This is a genomic window from Clostridium sp. AM33-3, from assembly GCF_003480315.1.
Taxonomy (GTDB): Bacteria; Bacillota; Clostridia; order Lachnospirales; family Lachnospiraceae; genus Brotaphodocola.
On record NZ_QUIV01000019.1, the window covers coordinates 471 to 15407 of the forward strand.

Below are 14937 nucleotides of genomic sequence, written 5' to 3' on the forward strand. Positions count from 1 at the left end.
CCGATATTTTATCACGTTGTTTTCGCTTTGTCAACAACTTTTTTCATCTTTTTTCAAGATGAAGCGCAGAAGGAGGGATTTGAACCCTCGCGCCGCTATTAACGACCTGCACCCTTTCCAGGGGTGTCCCTTCAGCCTCTTGGGTACTTCTGCAAAGTCCCGATGCCTGAACATCAGTAAATATTATATTGTCATCGGCAAGCCTTTTGCTTGTCCAACGGAGAGAGTGGGATTCGAACCCACGCGCCCTTGCGGACAAACGGTTTTCAAGACCGCCTCGTTATGACCACTTCGATATCTCTCCTCAAACGTGCTTTGCTATTTTATCAAAGCTTTTTGTTTTTGTCAAGAACTTTTTTGAAGTTTTTTCATCGTATGTTTTGAAGCTTTTCGTTCGTCACACGCGACATTGATGAATTTTAGCACAGTTCATTTCCGATGTCAACCCTATTTTTTACATTTTTTATTTTTTTTCATTCCTGCCACAACAAGCAAATGGCAGCGCATCGCTAAGAATGGTCCGCAGACTTGAAAACCACAGTTATCCCGGCGATGGCTGCCGCTTACTTTCATCCAGATCAGCGGTTATCCACTTTTTCCGGATATATATCGTGCTGTGACAGTCTCTGCCATGCAACTGCTTCCCAACGTGTTCCAGGTTTTCCATAATTACAATACGGATCAATGGAAATGCCTCCGCGCGGAGTGAATTTGCCCCAGACCTCGATATATTTCGGATCCATCAGACGGATCAGATCTTTCATGATAACATTCATACAATCCTCGTGGAAATCACCATGATTTCTGAAACTGAACAGATAGAGTTTCAGGGACTTACTCTCCACCATTCTCTCCCCCGGAACATATGATATTGTGATTGTTGCAAAATCCGGCTGTCCGGTGATCGGACAAAGACTCGTAAACTCCGGACAATTGAATTTTACAAAATAATCATTTTCCGGATGCTTATTTAAAAATGTTTCCAGAATCTCCGGAGCATACTGATCCGGATACTTCACATTCTGATTTCCCAACAGGCTGATGCCCTCTTTTTCAAGCTCTGCTTCTCTGCTCATTATCTTTTTCCTCCATATCTGATCCTATTTACCGGATCTTCCACTCCATTCAGCCGAAACGCTTCCATACGGTCCACGCAGGTTCCGCAAACTCCGCATGGCACACTTCCGCCTTCATAGCAGCTCCAGGTCATCTCATAAGGAACATTCAGTTCGAGACCTTTCCTGACAACCTGTGCCTTTGTCCAACTGACAAACGGTGCCTCGATCCGGAGCTGTTTCCCACTTCCTTCATAAATTGCCTGATTCATCGCCTCGTGAAAAGCACGGCTGCAATCCGGATATGCATTTCCTGCTGAATCATCCGCATGGGCACCGTAGTAGATCACACTGCATCCTTTTGAGAGTGCAATACTCGCTGCTGATGAGAGAAAAAGGCCATTTCGGAACGGAACATAAGTCGATACCGGTATTCCATTTGTTTTCTCCAGCTGTTTGGCATAGCTTTCATGTGGGATCTCGCTGTCTGAATGTTTCAGGAGCGAACAATTGCTGTACTGAAAAATAGGAGCAAGATCCAGATACAAATGCTCAACCCCATAGTACTCTGCCACCTTTCTGGATGCCTCTATCTCCTTCTGGTGTTTCTGTCCGTAAGAAATTGACAGCGCAAGCACCTGATCTTTCCCGTATTTTTCAACTGCCATTCCAAGACAGGTTGTAGAATCCACGCCACCACTCGATAATACCATGGCTTTTTTTATCTCTTTATTTTTCTCCATTGTTCAATTCCTTCTTTGTTTTCTTTTCTGTGCTTTATCGGCCTGCCCGAAGCTGCTGAAACAAATTCATCTGCAGCATTGGATCCGTCCTGAATTGGCCGCGGAGTGTCGTTGTTGTCGTGACCGCATTTGTCTTCCTGATCCCGCGAGCCGTCATACAGCTGTGGCAGCCCTCAATCATCACCGCCACATCGTGAGAATCTGTCACCAGCTCCATGATCTCTGCAATATCACTTCCAATCCGTTCCTGAAGCTGGAGACGTTTTCCAACCATATCTGCAATCCTCGCAATTTTACTCAGGCCAAGAACATTTCCCCTTGGAATATAAGCAACGCTGACTTTCATGTCATACATCAACGCAAGATGATGTTCGCAATAACTGAAAATCTCAATATTTTTCACAAGCACCATATCCTGCGAATTCTCTGTACTGTCCTGAACAAAATTTTTCCGGAACATATCGGCAATCTCCTGATTGGAATAGCACATTCCTTCAAAAACTTCCTCATACATTTTTGCGACACGCTCCGGCGTCTCTTTGAGTCCCTCTCGATCCGGGTCATCACCAAGTGCCTGGAGGATTCCCCGAATATGTAGCTTGATCGCCTCTGTATCAATCTTTCTCCGATTATTCTGCGCGAGTTTGCACACGGAACCAGTCTGCTCCTGTCTCATTTCCTCATTCTTCATCTCGTTATCCGTTTCCTGTTCCTTCTATACCCCGCGCTTTTGCGGGTCCCAGATGATCTTGTGCAGCTGCAGCTGAAGCTTCACATCATTGAGTTTTTTCTCTATCAGAAAATCTACCATTTCCACCGGCTCAATTTTACCAAATACCGGGCTGAGATAGACTGCGGTCCGCTCCCGCAGACGATATTCCTCCATGATTTCAACAGCCCGTTCCATATCCGACCTGCTGCTGACCACAAATTTTACAGTATCTTCATTCGATAATTTTTCCATATTAGCCAGAAGCATCGCATGCTCCATCCCGCTCTCCGGCATCTTGTAATCCATCGTAAATGACGGCCTTCTTTCAAGATTGCAGTAAGGTGTGAGATCAATGCTTCCGTTTGTCTCAATCTCCACGCGCCGCTGCGGATCCTGCAAAATCGCACAGATCAGCTGTGCCATTCCCTCACGCAGAAGTGGTTCCCCTCCGGTCAGCGTTATATTTCTGATCCCGCTCTCTTCAATATAAGAAATGATCTCGTCTGCAGTCATCTCCGTGCTCTCGCAATCTGACTCATTTGCCCAATACGTATCACAGTAGCTGCAGTGAAGATTACACCCTTTCATTCGGATAAATACTGCAAGTTCCCCTGCACGCCGGCCTTCTCCATTGATACTGACAAATTTTTCCACAACCTGATAAACAGGAGCGCTCTTCTGATTTTCCATCGTTGCTATTTCCTTTTCCGTATTTTCTCACCCTCACGTTGTCTGAGCCTGTATTTTTACGGATCCCTGCGATAGACGGCGCAGTTATTCGGAGTCTCGTAAACCGTTGCACAGGATACCGGATATCCGGATCTGCACATCCTGTCAAAGAAATACCTGGAAAAATTCTCCGCAGTCGGCCGGAAGTCTACTTTGGTCAGCCGAAAGCCTTCTTCCAGAAGTGCCTCAACCGTCTTTTCCCTGAGTGTCCCGCTTTCATAAATCAGCGTGTGATCAAACTCATCCGCCAGCTTTTTCAGATCCCGCTTAAGATTCCCAAAATCAACGAGCATTCCTCTCATCTGGCCTTGCATTTCCAAATATTCCGCCTGAATTTCTATCTCCACATGCCATCTGTGACCGTGGATATTGGCGCATTTTCCCTGATATCCCGAAAGAAAATGTGCCGAATCAAAATCTGCAACCGTTTTTAACTGGTACATATCTGAGTTTCCTTTCTGAAGTTGTATTTTTTATTTGGGTAATAAAACCAGAAAAAGATTTATAGATAAACTTGAATTGCTTTATAAAACAAAAAAGCAGACCCATGCCAGAGTCTGCCCTTGTTTCTTAAAATGGTCCTGCAATCTTTAGCCCTGGTTTTGTTTATAGACAGGATGGTACAAACGAACTGTCTGTTTTGTTATTGTATGCAGTTTCATGGAAAATGTCAATCACTTTTTAAATATACCAGAGTTCCTGTCTGGTTGTAGAGATTGCGTCAGCTCCTGCTGCAAACAGCTCCAGAACCTCTTTCTTCTCCGAGATCAGTCCTCCTGCGATCAGAGGGATATCGGTGATGCCACGAAGGTTCTTTATGATTTTTGGTATCACACCCGGCATGATCTCGATCATGTCCGGCCGAAAAGTATCCAGCATCTTCTGGGTATTGGCTACTGCCATAGAGTCAATGATAAAAGCGCGAAGAATCCCGAACATTTTCAGTTCCTGGGCCCTGCGCACCAGCATTGGCTTGGTGCTGATAATACCGTCTGCCCCGGTCTGCTCCTTTATAAAGTCAATTGCCACTTCCTTGGATCCGAGTCCCTGGACCAGATCCGCATGTACCATGGCACATTTTCCGTGTGCCTTCAGCTCTGCGACAATGTCCTTGATATTACAGATATTTCCATACAGAATAAACACCACCTGGCATTCCGTATCCAGGCATCTTTTCAGACCGGCATCATCTTTAATCGCTGCGATCACCGGTGACATTTCCAACAAATCAATCGCTTTTATCATTTTTTACTGTCAATCCATCCTTTGCATACACCCGGGTAATTGCTGATCACGCCTTCTACGCCCCACTCATACATCTGCTCCAGGGCGCCCATATCGTTGATCGTCCAGACATTTAACGGGATCCCATGTTCCTTACAGCTCTTTACCATCTCCTCTGTCAAAGCCTTCACGCCCGGATGATAGTACTGAAAATCAAACTTTTCACAATAGTAGCCGGGATTTCCCAGGTCATTATACTCCACCAGCGCGCCGCATGGAATCTCGGGTGCCAGTTTGCGAAGCAGGGTAATGGAGGAATGCAGGAAGGATGAGAATACAATTCTCTTTTCCAGACTGTATTTCTTCACCAGTGCCAGGGTTTTCTCTTCCAGTTCTTCATAGTAGTACACACCGGATTTGATTTCAATATTGGTCACCATGTCCGTATCCTTCACCCACCTGCAGTATTCTTCCAGAGTCGGGATCGGTTCAAAACCATACTTCCCGTTCCATACTGCTGCCGCGTTCAGCTTCTTTAACTCCTCAAGGGTAAAATCTCTCACCCAGCCGGTTCCGTCCGTTGTCCGGTCCACCCGCTCATCATGGATGATCACGACCTCACCGTCCTTTGTGAGCTGCACATCCAGCTCAATGCCGTAGCAGCCGGTCTTTTCTGCCTCTTTGAAGGCCAGCATGGTATTTTCCGGATATCTTCCACTGTAACCTCTATGTGCATATACTTTCATCTTCCTGTCCTCCTGTCATCATCTTGTATCATAACACAGCCCCGCCCGCATGTCTATACGGGCAGGGCCATCACAACCGCATACACTGCGATATCTGTATTTTCTTTATAGGTTCTTTATATTTCCCTTATGCTTTCTCTACGTTCTTAGTCGCAATGACCGGCACTCCGGTTCCCGCGCAGTTTTCGATCACAACATCTCCGATATGGACCGGAGCAGGAACAGAAACTGTACTGATTTCTTTCATGCACGCAAAAATCTTATCTTTCGGAATGTCATTCTTTGTCTTTACAGAAACCATAGCAATCTCGCCATTCTTTACATGAACCGAGGAGGTCACCACACGGGTCGGATTGGTAACTTCCTTCTTTGCATAGATTTCACCACGCTTACAGGTATTTCCGGCTACCGTGATCTGCTCACCTTCCATCGTCACAGTCAGAGGGCATCCCAGCGGACATCCGATACAGATCAGTTCTCTCTTCTCCATCTTATTCCACCTCCGTACAAATCACGATTTCTTTTAAGTCTGGATACTTCTGCAGATCTTCTTTCTTTAAGATCACCTGCTCCATCTCCCCCGGCGCCAGAACCTTTTTCTTCCTTGCCTGTACGCGTACTCCATCCAGATATACACTGATACTGCGGTCGCGGTATACGTCTGCCACACGGAAACGCACAACGACCTGGTCTCTCATATTGTTGACGTCAATGGTCTGCGGAACGGTATAGCGCACACCGTTTTCTGCCTTCAAAGTCACTGTATGAGACTCTGCCTTTGCTTCTGTCTCTCCGTTCTGTGATCTCACATAAGCTGCCGCATTGGTTCCTGCAAGAGTGGCCTCCTCAGATACGTAATCAACCAGATCGTGCACATGCAGTACGTTTCCGCAGGCAAATACTCCCTCCACACTGGTCTCTAACTGGTCATTGACGTTCGGTCCGGAGGTCACACGGTTCATCTCCACACCTGCCTCTTTAGTCAGTTCATTCTCCGGAATCAGACCTACGGACAACAGCAGTGTATCACAGCTGTAATGCTCCTCCGTTCCCGGAATCGGTTTTCTGTCCGGTCCCACTTCAGCCAGGGTAATGCCGGTCACACGTTCCTTGCCCTGAATATCCACCACCGTATGACTCAGCTTTAACGGAATGCCGTAGTCATCCAGACACTGGACGATGTTTCTCTTTAAACCGCCGGAATACGGCATCAGCTCTGCCACAACCTTAACTTTAGCCCCCTCTAAGGTCATACGCCGGGCCATGATCAGGCCGATATCACCGGAGCCAAGGATCACAACCTCCTTGCCGACGCTGTAGCCCTCAATATTCATCAGACGCTGCGCGGTTCCTGCGGAATAAATGCCTGCAGGACGATATCCGGGAATGTTTAAGGCGCCTCTCGGACGCTCCCGGCAGCCCATAGCCAGGATCACCGCACCTGCCTCGATGGTCTCCATGCCGTGGTCACGGCTGATGACCGTTACTTCTCGCTTCTCGTTGATATCAATGACCATGGTATTTAAACGGTATGGGATTTTCGCCTCCTCTGCCATGGCAATATAACGCGCTGCATACTCCGGTCCGGTCAGCTCTTCCTTAAAAGTGTGAAGGCCAAAACCATTATGGATGCACTGATTTAAAATTCCGCCAAGGCTGCTGTCACGCTCAAGAATAAGAATATCCTGAATACCGGCTTTTCTTGCTGCCACTGCCGCTGCCAGGCCTGCCGGTCCGCCTCCGATGATTACAATGTCATGTTTCATGATTGCTCCCCCCTTATTTATGACCCTTCAGCATTTCAGATCCCGGTGCATTCTTGCAGACCTCTTCCATGCTGATTCCAAGTTCTCTTGAAAGAATTTCCATGGTTCGCGGTGTGCAGAAGCCAGCCTGACAGCGTCCCATGCCCTGACGCACGCGGCGCTTGATACCATCTAAGGACTTTGCGCCCAGGGTTCTGTTGATGGCGTCCACAATCTCGCCCTCACTGACGTTCTCACAGCGGCAGATGATCGTGCCGTAGGACGGATTCCTGCGGATCAGCTCTGCCCGTTCCTCCTTACTTAAAAGCTCCGGGCGTACGATGCCTTTTCTTCTGCCGTTCCAGTCTTCCTTCTTTGCCGCATGCAATTTCTCTGCCACTTTTTCAGCCAGCCACCGGCCAATAGCCGGGGCACTCGAAAGTCCCGGAGACTCAATGCCTGCTGCGTCAAAAAAGCCCGGAGCATCCTCTGCCTCACCAATCACGAAATCATCCCCATCCTCATGGGCACGCAGTCCTGCAAAGGATGTTATGACCTGACGGAACGGAATGCCTTTGACGCTCAATACAGCACGGCTCATGAGGGATTCCAGCTCCTCTGCCGCTGTTGCGGTCTGCTCCTTATCATCGATATCCGTTGCGGTTGGTCCTGTCAACAGATTACCGTGTACGGTCGGGCTGACCAGAACACCCTTTCCCATCCTGGTCGGAAGCTGGAAAATGGTATGGCTGACCAGATTTCCCGCCTCTTTATCAAGCAGACAGTAATCGCCTTTTCTGGCAGTAATGTGAAGCTTCTTTTCACTTACTTCATTGTGGATCGTATCCGCATATACGCCTGCCGCGTTTACCACACAGGCTGCTTCGATATTCCCCTGGTTTGTCTTGATCCGATATCCCTCTGCTGTTTTCTCAATGTGCTCTACCTCAGTCAGAAAGCAGAATTCCACACCGTTGTCGCAGGCATTCTCTGCCAGGGCAATCGTCAGGCCAAACGGGCAGACAATGCCGCCGCTTGGTACATTCAGCGCGGCAACCACGGTATCCTCAATATTCGGTTCCATTTTACGCGCCTCATCTCCGCTGATGACAGACATACCTTCCACGCCATTCTGCATGCCTTTTTCATAAAGTGCCTGCAGCGCCGGTTTGTCTTCTTCCGCAAAGCACAGCACCAGGGAACCATTGCGCTTGTATTCAAAATCCAGTTCTTCAGAGAGCTCTTCCATCATCCTGCTTCCCTGAATGTTGAATTTTGCCTTTAAACTCCCCGGTTCCGCATCAAAGCCTCCATGCACGATCGCACTGTTGGCTTTTGAGGTTCCGGAACATACGTCCTCTTCCCTTTCCACAACACAGGTCTTTAACTGATATCTGGAAAGCTCTCTGGCAACCGCGCAGCCAATCACACCGCCGCCAATGACCACTACATCGTATTTCATACTGTTCATACTCCTGTCTCCTCTATTCCCGGTCCATTACCGGACCTTCATCTGTTTTCGCCCGCGTATGGCGCAAACAAAATTCTTTTTACTCGCTGACTGCCAGCACATCATCCATCTCTACCAGTCTGGCCAACAGTTTTGTTTTTTTATATCCAGGCGGAAAAACCACATCAAACTCCAGTTTCACTTCGTCTTTCTTGGTCTTGTTGATTTTTACGGAAATCACACTGAGCTTCTCTCTCTGGAGATAATCCTCCATGGACTGCACAATGCCTTCCCGTTTTACCAGAGTCATACGAATAAGTCCACCGGATGCCACATCCGCAAAATAAGCAACGCGGTGCATAACAAACTGAATGAGCAGAACCAGCAGGGCGCTGCTGATCCCTACCACATACATACCAGCCCCGAGAGCCAGACCCACGCCCGCGGTGGCCCAGATTCCGGCTGCCGTGGTCAGCCCGTTTACCAGATTGTTTCGTACAAAGATGACCCCGGCACCCAGAAAGCCGATACCGCTGACAACCTGCGCTGCCACACGGGCGGCATCTGCCTTTTCCACATCCATAAACCCATATTTCGATACTACCATAATAAGAGCTGCTCCCAACGCCACGATCACATGGGTACGAATGCCCGCCGATTTATTTCGATTTTTCCTCTCACTTCCGATCAGGAGTCCCAGACACGCCGCCACAAAAATGCGCACCAGGTATTCTACCTGAACCCAAAGCTCCGGAGCTGTAAACTGTGCCAGTACCGGCCAAAGCTTCAGCATTCCAGATACCCCCTTTTCCTTTCTCGCTGCTGTTCATGCATTGCGCATCCTTTTATCCTCCATACAGAAAACAAAAGAAGCGTACCCCAAGAAACACAGATCGGTTCTGTGCTCTTATGGTTACGCTTCCTCTTATTCTCTCGCGTGTATGGATTCAGTTGTCATAGTGTGATCTTTAAAATTCACCTACTCTGGTGCAGGCAACAAAATGGCCCGGTTCAATCTCACGCAGCTGCGGGTTGCCATTCTTGCAGCATTCTGCCGCGCAGTCGCACCGTTTCATAAACCGGCACTCGTCCGGCAGATTGACCGGAGAGGTGATCTCGCCGCGGATCAACTGGCGCACCGGCTTTTCCTTTCCCACGATCGGAAGGGGAATTGCAGACAACAATGCTCTGGTATATGGATGGACCGGATTCTGGAACAGCACATCAGCCGGTGCTTTCTCGACCATCTGGCCCAGATACATAACTGCAATATCATCGGAGAAATATTTAACTACCGACAGGTCGTGGGTAATAAAGATGTAGGTCAGTCCCAGATCTGCCTGCAGCTTCTTTAACAAATTTAAGATCTGCGCCTGAATGGATACGTCCAGAGCCGATACCGGCTCATCACAGACGATCAGTTTCGGTCTTACAGCCAGCGCACGCGCAATGCCGATACGCTGACGGCGTCCGCCGTCAAGTTCATGCGGGTATACGTTCATATAACGCTCCGCCAGGCCTACCGTACGCATCAGCTCCAGGGTTCTCTCTTCAATATCGCTCTTGGATTTTAACAGCTTGTGTTCAATGATCGGCTCACTGATGAGCTGCATCACAGTCTGTCTCGGATCCAGGGACGAGAACGGATCCTGGAATACCATCTGCATCTCCTGACGCAGCGGACGCATCTGCTTGCGGCTGTAGTTTGTGATGTCCTTACCGTCAAACAGGATCTTGCCTCCCGTCGGCTCTAACAGTTTTAAAATGGTACGTCCGGTCGTGGACTTTCCGCATCCGGATTCACCTACAATACCAAGTGTCCTGCCCTCTTCGATCTTGAAGCTCACGCCATCGACCGCATGAAGCTGTCCACCCGGAGTATTGAAAAATTTTGTGAGGTTCTGGACCTCAAGAATTGTCTTACCTGCCATCTTTGTTCTCCCCTAATCTGAATTCTGGATCCTTGTAGGCACTGCAGGCAACAAAGTGAGTTGCGCTGCCCTCTACAGATGTCAGCTCCGGAACAGCCTTCGTGCATGCCTCTGTCGCATACGGACATCTCGGTGCAAACGCGCATCCCGGCGGCAGATCAGACGGATCCGGCATCAGGCCCTTTATCGGAACCAGTTCCTCACCACGCTGCTTTAAGTTCGGAAGAGAATCGAACAGTCCCTCCGTGTATGGGTGGCGCATGTGATTGAACACATCGTCTGCAGTTCCTTTCTCCACGATACGGCCTGCATACATGACTGCGACATCCTCACAGACCTCTGCCACAACTCCAAGGTCATGCGTGATCATGAGCATGGACATTTCCTTGTCACGGATCAGCTGTTTCATGAGTTCCAGAACCTGTGCCTGGATGGTTACATCCAGCGCAGTGGTCGGCTCATCCGCGATCAGAAGCTGCGGACTGCAGGCCAGCGCAATCGCAATGACAACACGCTGCTTCATTCCGCCGGAAAACTGATGTGGGTAATCGTAAGCGCGGGATTCCGCGATACCTACCATCTTTAACATTTCTTTTGCTTTCTCGAAGGCTTCCTTCTTGGAAATATTCTGGTGGATCGCAATACTCTCACCGATCTGGTCACCAACCGTCATAACCGGATTCAGCGCAGTCATGGGATCCTGGAAGATCATGGCAACCTCATTGCCGCGCATCTTTTCCAGTTCCTCCGGTGTCATTTTCAATACATCTTTTCCATCCAGTTTAATCTCGCCGTCTTTGATAACCCCCGGCGGATTCGGAACCAGATTCAAAATCGAAAGTGCCGTGGTAGTCTTGCCCGCGCCGGTCTCGCCCACCAGACCCAGAGTCCGTTTCTTGGCGATGGAGAGGTCAATGCCATTGACTGCATGGACATCGGCATCTTCGGTCTCATAATGGACTACCAGGTTTTTTATATCAAGTACTAACTCGTCAGCCATACCCTATTCCTCCTAAATCTTATGTATTACCTACTTTTTCAGCTTCGGATCCAGCGCATCTCGCAAGCCATCACCCAGAAGGTTCAATGCAAGAACCGTGAACATAATGGCAAGACCCGGAATGATACACATATAGCTTGCGTCACGGATGTGGCTGCGGCCTGCTGAAAGCAGTGCACCCCATTCCGGTGCCGGTGCCGGAACACCGATTCCAAGGAAGCTTAAGGAAGAAGCCGAGATGATGGTAGTACCGATCAGCAGCGTGATCTGCACGATGATCGGGGAAAGGCAGTTTGGAAGAATGTGCTTTACGATGATCTTCCAGGTCGGCAGTCCCATGGCGTAGGAGGATTCCACATACTCCTGATCACGAATGGTCATAACGGAAGCGCGCACGATACGCGCAAAACTGCTGGCGCAGGAGAAGGCCAGCGCGATCATCAGGTTCACCGTGCTCGGTCCTAACAGAGATACAATAACTACCGCTGTCATGATGTTCGGAATGGAATAGAAAATATCAATGCCGCGCATGATGATGGAATCGGTAATTCCGCCCTTGAAGCCTGCCTGGGAACCCAGGATGGTTCCGACGAGAAGTCCCAGCAAAACGGAGCCGACACCGATGATCAGGGAATAACGGGCACCGTAGACGATACGTGCAAATAAGTCACGGCCATACTCATCCGTACCAAACCAATGAGCCGCGCACGGTCCCATCAGACGGTCTTTCATATTCTGGCCGATCACGTCTTTCTCGTAATTGAAAATAACCGGGCTGAGCGCCGCTGCCAGTACCAGAAGGACCAGAAAGGCCAGTCCCAGCATGGCACCGCGGTTCTTGGTCAGGCGCCGCCAGGTTTCCTGAAACAGCGTCCTTTTTTTATACTGTTTTTTGATTTCGCTTGCCTGTGCCATGTTATCACCCCTTCTTACTGTACTGAGCTTTGATTCTCGGATCAAAGAATGCGTAGATCAGGTCTACCACCAGGTTAATGATACACATAAGGATGGAGCACATAATGATCGCTCCTGTAACCATCGGGGTATCACGCTTGGAGATGGAGTCATATACCAGACGTCCGATTCCCGGCCAGGAGAATACCGTCTCTGCCAGAACGGAGCCGGTAATAACCAGAGACATCTGCAGACCGATCGCAGTGATGATCGGGATCAGCGCGTTCTTTAAACCGTGTACGGTGATGACCTGCTTCTCTGAACAGCCCTTTGCCCGCGCGGTGGTCATGTAATCCTGACGGAGTACATCCAGCATGGATGAGCGTGTCGTTCTGGTAATGAGTGCAGCCAGTCCGAAGCCTACTGTTACTGCCGGCAGCACCAGGCTGTCCAGCCCGCCTTTACCGCCCGTTGGAAACAGGCCCAGCTTCAGCGAAAATATGATGATCAGCATAAGTCCCAGCCAGAAGTTTGGCATGGACGTGCCGAATAGGGCAAATATCATACCCGCTGTATCCTTCCATGTATTTTGATGTATCGCAGTGTAAATACCGAGCGGCAGGGATACCACTACAGCGATGAGCACGGCGGCTCCGCCCAGCAGCAGGGTATTCGGAAGACGCTCCATGAAGGTCTTAAATACATCCCGCTTGGTCACATAGGACTTACCCATATCACCAGTCAACATGCCTTTCATATAGTTTCCATAACGTACAATAAACGGATCATTCAGTCCAAGGTCTTCACGGATCTGCTCAATCTGTTCCGGCTTTGCGTTATCACCCGCAAGCATTAACGCTGGGTCGCCGCCGGTCAGGCTCATGGCCCAGAAGATCAGAAATGAGGTTACCAGAATAACCGGGATCAGCATGATAAGTCTTTTCCCAATGTATTTCAGCATTTGCCTGTCGCTCCTTTTTTTATGTTCAGTGACTCATATGGAAACTTGCGGGGCTTTTGAAGCACCCGCAAGTCTTTTCAGCCATTATGTCTTTGTTTCTCTTTACTCTGCGATGTATGCATGACGCCAGTCGTGGTTGCCGCCGCCGTAGAAGTACTGTCCCTGAAGGTTCTTGTTGTATGCAACAACCAGATTTGCAATGTATAACGGAACCTGCGGGCATGCATCTACCAGATAGGTCTGCAGCTCTTTTGCTGTCTCAAGACGTTTATCCTGATCTTTCTCAGTTGCTACGATATCAATCATCTCATCTGCCTTAGAATCCGAGTAGTGATGATAGTTGGAACCGGAACCGGTGTAGAACAGGTCACGGTATACAAAGTCAACCTTGGAGTCCTCATTCCATCTCCACAAGAAGAGCTCCTGCTTGCCGTCTACACAGGTAGATTTTAAGGTTGCAGTCTCCATCGGCTCCAGAGTTACGTCGATGCCGATGTCTGCCAGATTTGCCTGAACGATGGTTGCGATCTGCTCATACGGAGCACCGGATGCATAGGTTAAGGTTGTGCTGATACCGCCATCCGGATAGCCGGCCTCTGCCATTAAGGATTTTGCTCTGTCCACATCGTAGTCAAAGCCTTCCATGTCATCATAGAAGCCCCACAGACCGCGGTTTAAGATGGTGGTCTGCAGTGTGCCCTTGCCATATACAGCTGCCTCAAGAACCGCGTCACGGTCGATCGCGCATGCAACAGCCTGTCTTAAGGTCTGATTGTTCCACGGCTCCTTCTCTACATTAAATGCAAAGTAGAAAAGACGGGTACCGGTCTGCTCGTAAACGGTGATATTGTCATCATCCTCTAAGTACTGCAGCTCATTGATCGGCGGATTTACACAAACATCAATCTCGCCGGCCTGCAATGCCATAACACGGGAGGATGCCTCGATGTACGGACGGAACTCGATGGTCTCAGCTACGCCAGGAGCCAGGTTGTCGTCTGCAGGGAGATCGTTGCCCCAGTAATCATCAACCTTAACCAGGCGGCAGTACTCACCTTCTACCCACTCATCAAATTTGTACGGGCCGGTACCAATGTAGTACGGATCCTCTACGCCGTCATCATAAGCCTTCTTGGACTGAATGGATAACGGAACGGATGCCAGAGACTGGATGAACTCATTGTTGTATTTTTCAATTTCAATCTCGATGGTGTAATCATCAACTACGGTACAGCCAACATAGCCAGCCAGAATGGAGGCTACCATGTTGCCGGTTGCCATATCCAGAGTGAATTTTACATCCTCTGCGGTCATCGGCGTCTTGTCATCGTCGTTGAAGTGAACGTCATCACGCAGCTTCATCTCAATGTGGGTGTCATCCTTAAACTCCCAGGAGGTAGCCAGACAAGGACCGAAACGCTCATCTCCCTGGGAACCATTGTTGAAAAATACCAGGGTCTGATGCGTATTCTTTAAAATAATGTTGTTGATCTGATCCTGCTGCTGCTGCAGATCCAAATTGTTGATGTCAGCATCGGTACCGATAACCAGGGTGTCTTTGTGACCGCCTGCCGCAGTGCCTCCTGCCTCTGTTGTTGCGGAACCAGAGTCACCGGACGGGGCCGATGTGGAACCGGACTTTCCGCCGCAGCCTGCCAGGGATGCTGTCAGCATGGCAACGCTGAGCAGCAATGCGATTTTTTTCTTCATACACATTTCCTCCGTTTTCTTATAATCGTCCAGCCTG

16 protein-coding genes and 2 tRNA genes are annotated in these 14937 nt (G+C 49.2%); all 18 read right to left on the reverse strand.

Translation table 11 applies throughout. The features are described 5' to 3' along the window. Window positions 1-64: 64 nt before the first annotated feature. The 18 genes from DW819_RS11165 to DW819_RS11250 all read right to left on the reverse strand — a co-directional run bounded on the left by DW819_RS11165 (window position 65) and on the right by DW819_RS11250 (window position 14900). A tRNA-Ser gene (locus DW819_RS11165) sits at window positions 65-153 on the reverse strand. Between the two features lie 65 nt (window positions 154-218). Next, a tRNA-Ser gene (locus DW819_RS11170) sits at window positions 219-304 on the reverse strand. 274 nt (window positions 305-578) lie between these two features. Next, window positions 579-1076, reverse strand: coding sequence for a preQ(1) synthase (gene queF / locus DW819_RS11175; RefSeq protein WP_118733355.1), 498 nt, complete (start codon window positions 1074-1076; stop codon window positions 579-581). Beyond that, window positions 1076-1798, reverse strand: coding sequence for a 7-cyano-7-deazaguanine synthase QueC (queC, locus tag DW819_RS11180; RefSeq protein WP_118733356.1), 723 nt, complete (start codon window positions 1796-1798; stop codon window positions 1076-1078). The genes queF and queC overlap by 1 nt, the downstream gene beginning before the upstream one ends. A gap of 34 nt (window positions 1799-1832) precedes the next feature. After that, entirely contained in the window at window positions 1833-2474 is a 642-nt protein-coding gene (gene folE, locus DW819_RS11185; protein WP_118733407.1) for a GTP cyclohydrolase I FolE, read from the reverse strand. A 39-nt stretch (window positions 2475-2513) separates the two neighbouring features. Beyond that, complete coding sequence (gene queE, locus DW819_RS11190) at window positions 2514-3200, reverse strand: putative 7-carboxy-7-deazaguanine synthase QueE (RefSeq protein ID WP_118733357.1); 687 nt, start codon at window positions 3198-3200, stop codon at window positions 2514-2516. Between the two features lie 56 nt (window positions 3201-3256). Continuing rightward, window positions 3257-3682 carry a 6-carboxytetrahydropterin synthase QueD gene (gene queD, locus DW819_RS11195; RefSeq protein WP_118733358.1) on the reverse strand — a complete coding sequence of 142 codons (426 nt, stop codon included), beginning with the start codon at window positions 3680-3682 and terminating at the stop codon, window positions 3257-3259. A gap of 238 nt (window positions 3683-3920) precedes the next feature. Next, a complete protein-coding gene (locus DW819_RS11200) occupies window positions 3921-4484 on the reverse strand; it encodes a glycerol-3-phosphate responsive antiterminator (protein WP_118733359.1) in 564 nt (187 codons plus the stop codon). Then, on the reverse strand, window positions 4481-5209 hold the full coding sequence (locus tag DW819_RS11205) for a glycerophosphodiester phosphodiesterase (protein ID WP_118733360.1): 729 nt from the start codon (window positions 5207-5209) through the stop codon (window positions 4481-4483). Before DW819_RS11205 ends, DW819_RS11200 begins: the two co-directional genes overlap by 4 nt. Window positions 5210-5336: 127 nt before the next feature. Then, entirely contained in the window at window positions 5337-5699 is a 363-nt protein-coding gene (locus tag DW819_RS11210; protein ID WP_118733361.1) for a DUF1667 domain-containing protein, read from the reverse strand. A gap of 1 nt (window position 5700) precedes the next feature. After that, on the reverse strand, window positions 5701-6978 hold the full coding sequence (locus DW819_RS11215; RefSeq protein WP_118733362.1) for an FAD-dependent oxidoreductase: 1278 nt from the start codon (window positions 6976-6978) through the stop codon (window positions 5701-5703). Between the two features lie 10 nt (window positions 6979-6988). Continuing rightward, window positions 6989-8425, reverse strand: a complete 1437-nt coding sequence (locus DW819_RS11220) for an NAD(P)/FAD-dependent oxidoreductase (RefSeq protein WP_118733363.1) — start codon at window positions 8423-8425, stop codon at window positions 6989-6991. Window positions 8426-8504: 79 nt separating this feature from the next. After that, the gene (locus tag DW819_RS11225; protein WP_118733364.1) at window positions 8505-9197 is read right to left on the reverse strand and encodes an MgtC/SapB family protein; all 693 of its coding nucleotides are present in this window, start codon (window positions 9195-9197) and stop codon (window positions 8505-8507) included. Between the two features lie 175 nt (window positions 9198-9372). Continuing rightward, entirely contained in the window at window positions 9373-10335 is a 963-nt protein-coding gene (locus tag DW819_RS11230) for an ABC transporter ATP-binding protein (protein ID WP_118733365.1), read from the reverse strand. Next, the gene (locus DW819_RS11235; RefSeq protein WP_118733366.1) at window positions 10325-11335 is read right to left on the reverse strand and encodes an ABC transporter ATP-binding protein; all 1011 of its coding nucleotides are present in this window, start codon (window positions 11333-11335) and stop codon (window positions 10325-10327) included. Before DW819_RS11235 ends, DW819_RS11230 begins: the two co-directional genes overlap by 11 nt. A 30-nt stretch (window positions 11336-11365) precedes the next feature. Beyond that, window positions 11366-12250, reverse strand: coding sequence for an ABC transporter permease (locus DW819_RS11240; RefSeq protein ID WP_118733367.1), 885 nt, complete (start codon window positions 12248-12250; stop codon window positions 11366-11368). Window positions 12251-12254: 4 nt separating this feature from the next. Further along, complete coding sequence (locus DW819_RS11245) at window positions 12255-13190, reverse strand: ABC transporter permease (protein ID WP_118733368.1); 936 nt, start codon at window positions 13188-13190, stop codon at window positions 12255-12257. A gap of 102 nt (window positions 13191-13292) precedes the next feature. Continuing rightward, entirely contained in the window at window positions 13293-14900 is a 1608-nt protein-coding gene (locus DW819_RS11250; protein ID WP_118733369.1) for an ABC transporter substrate-binding protein, read from the reverse strand. Window positions 14901-14937 lie beyond the last annotated feature (37 nt).

Coding starts and splice junctions, on each gene's coding strand:
- queF (WP_118733355.1), bottom strand. CDS start 1,076: ATGAGCAGAGAAGCAGAGCTTGAAAAAGAGGGCATCAGCCTGTTGGGA.
- queC (WP_118733356.1), bottom strand. CDS start 1,798: ATGGAGAAAAATAAAGAGATAAAAAAAGCCATGGTATTATCGAGTGGT.
- folE (WP_118733407.1), bottom strand. CDS start 2,474: ATGAGACAGGAGCAGACTGGTTCCGTGTGCAAACTCGCGCAGAATAAT.
- queE (WP_118733357.1), bottom strand. CDS start 3,200: ATGGAAAATCAGAAGAGCGCTCCTGTTTATCAGGTTGTGGAAAAATTT.
- queD (WP_118733358.1), bottom strand. CDS start 3,682: ATGTACCAGTTAAAAACGGTTGCAGATTTTGATTCGGCACATTTTCTT.
- DW819_RS11200 (WP_118733359.1), bottom strand. CDS start 4,484: ATGATAAAAGCGATTGATTTGTTGGAAATGTCACCGGTGATCGCAGCG.
- DW819_RS11205 (WP_118733360.1), bottom strand. CDS start 5,209: ATGAAAGTATATGCACATAGAGGTTACAGTGGAAGATATCCGGAAAAT.
- DW819_RS11210 (WP_118733361.1), bottom strand. CDS start 5,699: ATGGAGAAGAGAGAACTGATCTGTATCGGATGTCCGCTGGGATGCCCT.
- DW819_RS11220 (WP_118733363.1), bottom strand. CDS start 8,425: ATGAACAGTATGAAATACGATGTAGTGGTCATTGGCGGCGGTGTGATT.
- DW819_RS11225 (WP_118733364.1), bottom strand. CDS start 9,197: ATGCTGAAGCTTTGGCCGGTACTGGCACAGTTTACAGCTCCGGAGCTT.
- DW819_RS11230 (WP_118733365.1), bottom strand. CDS start 10,335: ATGGCAGGTAAGACAATTCTTGAGGTCCAGAACCTCACAAAATTTTTC.
- DW819_RS11235 (WP_118733366.1), bottom strand. CDS start 11,335: ATGGCTGACGAGTTAGTACTTGATATAAAAAACCTGGTAGTCCATTAT.
- DW819_RS11240 (WP_118733367.1), bottom strand. CDS start 12,250: ATGGCACAGGCAAGCGAAATCAAAAAACAGTATAAAAAAAGGACGCTG.
- DW819_RS11245 (WP_118733368.1), bottom strand. CDS start 13,190: ATGCTGAAATACATTGGGAAAAGACTTATCATGCTGATCCCGGTTATT.
- DW819_RS11250 (WP_118733369.1), bottom strand. CDS start 14,900: ATGAAGAAAAAAATCGCATTGCTGCTCAGCGTTGCCATGCTGACAGCA.